The organism is Moorena sp. SIO3I8 (genome assembly GCF_010692325.1).
In the GTDB taxonomy this organism is placed as follows: Bacteria; Cyanobacteriota; Cyanobacteriia; order Cyanobacteriales; family Coleofasciculaceae; genus Moorena.
In genome coordinates this window covers 1-2,325 of the sequence record NZ_JAAHHW010000279.1, presented here as the reverse complement: position 1 = coordinate 2,325, position 2,325 = coordinate 1, and the positions used below count along the sequence as shown (strand labels likewise).

The 2,325-nt window shown below is 39.1% G+C and carries 2 protein-coding genes and 1 pseudogene; 2 read left to right on the top strand and 1 reads right to left on the bottom strand.

Features of this window, described 5'->3' with window-relative positions; all coding sequences use genetic code 11:
- Positions 1–221: pseudogene (locus F6K51_RS36150) on the top strand (hypothetical protein); the annotation flags it as partial.
- 228 nt (positions 222–449) lie between these two features.
- Here F6K51_RS36150 and F6K51_RS36145 read toward each other — a convergent pair.
- Positions 450–575, bottom strand: coding sequence for a hypothetical protein (locus tag F6K51_RS36145; RefSeq protein WP_293030705.1), 126 nt, complete (start codon positions 573–575; stop codon positions 450–452).
- Between the two features lie 115 nt (positions 576–690).
- Between F6K51_RS36145 and F6K51_RS36140 the strand changes: the two genes are divergently transcribed.
- The gene (locus F6K51_RS36140; RefSeq protein WP_293030703.1) at positions 691–2,007 is read left to right on the top strand and encodes an NF041680 family putative transposase; all 1,317 of its coding nucleotides are present in this window, start codon (positions 691–693) and stop codon (positions 2,005–2,007) included.
- Positions 2,008–2,325: the final 318 nt, after the last annotated feature.

Sequence of the window (2,325 nt, the reverse complement as noted above, 5' to 3'; positions counted from 1 at the left end):
AACGCAATGGTCAAGTAGTCCCTTTGATGATTGCAACAGTTTCTCGCTATCAGTGGAAACAATTCCCCATAATCCAGCGATGGGCGAGTTATTTTATCAATTCTGAAATGCTATTGGGCTTCAGAGGCTCTGATTCATCTCTAGCTCCTTCAAATCCACCTAAATCTTCAGTATCACTTGACGCTTCATTAGAGGATGACCCAGGCTTTCGAGATGATTAACTAGATTAATTAAAGACTTTAATGAACTAGATTAATTAACTAGTTAAACTAAAAGACAAACAACAGTTAACCTTAGCTGTATCAGTGTTCATCGTTCATTTTTAGTTCTGGAGTTTAGACTAATTTTGGTCTCTCAAGACTGTGTAAGCTTTCCCCAGAAGTGCAATTGCTTCGGGCACCGCCTATGGCGATCAGGGGGGAGCATGTCACTTATGTAGCACATTTGTACTAATTTTCCACCTCTCTCATGGGTTTTAGCTTGCTGTTATGGTCATAGTTCATCTGTTGTGCAACATAGACTTGCTTCCGATCAGCCTGACCATTCCCGTAGCGTGGCCTAAAAGCCAAGGTCAATCAAGCTGGGCTGACTCACGAGTGTGGTCGTCCTATCGTTTACAAATATTCATGATATTAGAAGAAGAAAAAGGGAGAAAATTGAAAAACTAAAACATTAAAGATACTCCCTCAAATGGATACTAGCATAAGTAGACTACAAAAATTCAGAACTGATACTTATAATGTTCTGGGATTAGCTAAAGATGCAACTTTCGATTTAATCGACGCGGTCTTAACTACCAGAACGGCTTATTCTTTAGCTGATTTTTCTCTGTCTTCTTTATTTAGAAGAAAATGGTGTTCTGCTTATGAAGCCTTACAAGATTGTCGTCCTAATCGTCAAAAATTAATGAAGAGGTATATCGAAGAAATACCAAAATATAAGGATGAATCATTATATGTAACTATGGCGATTGACCATACATCGAGTCCAAGAGTAGATTCTCCTACTTTGAAAGACCGAGGGTATCATCACTCACCATCTGCAGGGAAAAAAGTCAAGATTGGACACAGTTATAGTACCTTAGCATGGATACCAGAAGAAAAAGGGAGTTGGGCCCTGCCGTTAAGACATGAAAGAATTACAAGTTTTGAAACTCCTATTAGTAAGGCGGCTTGGCAATTAAAACAAGTAAAAAAAAGGTTAAAGCTATCAGTTTTAGTTTTACTCGATAGTGAATATGGAAATGCTTCTTGGGTCAATCAAACAGTCGATATTGAAGCAGATTGCTTAATAAGAATTCGCTCCAATTGTTGCTTATGGGGAGAACCGGGAGAATATAGTGGTCGAGGGCGACCCAGAAAACATGGAGATAAATTTAAGTTGAATGAAGAATCCACCTGGTGGGAACCTAGTGAAACTGTTAAGATAGAAGACCCAAAACTAGGAGAGATAAAAGTCCGAAAATGGTTACAACTACATTTTCGTAACTCTCCATCTGTAGACATGAGCCTGATTCTAGTTGAGCGACTTTCCCCAAATAAAAAAGGCTCATTACAAAAACCCTTGTGGTTAGTTTTCATTGGCCAACAAATGCCTCAACTAGAAAGGCTATGGAAAAACTATTTGAGGCGTTTTGCCGTTGACCATTGGTATCGATTTATTAAACAAAGATTACATTGGACATTACCAGCTTTAAGTACACCACACCAATGTGAAAGGTGGAGTGATTTGATGCCATTGATGACTTGGCAACTGTGGTTAGCCAAAGATATAGTACAAGAACACCATCTTCCCTGGCAAAAATCCCAGTTGAATCTAACGCCTGGACGAGTTGCACAGTCGATGTTAGGACTTTTGGTGGAGATTGGAACTCCAGCACAATCTCCCAAACCCCGTGGAAAATCTACCGGATGGAAAACTGGGCAAAAAAGAAACAAACGAATTCGCTATCCTGTGGTCAAAAAAGGAAAAACGGTTGCTAAAAAAGGTAAAAATAAGAAGACATAACTCAAATTTTGAATAAATTTGCTAACATCTCAGCCTCAAAAGAAGACTGGGTTATTTGATCATAGTCTAAACTCCAGTTTGAAGAAACCCATTCTAATATTAACATCGAATTTAAATTCCAAGGCTCCCAGGAATTAGTCAATCGCTATCTCGATGAAAAGAATGATTTTAAACCCACAATTTTAATTCCCGCCAATGGGGTTTTGTTGAATGAATTGAGCGATCGCTGGCAAGCCCAAAACACTACTCCACCTTTTTATGATAACCCCCAACCCATTGCCAAAACCCTATTAGTAGGTATTGCTTGGCCAGAACGGG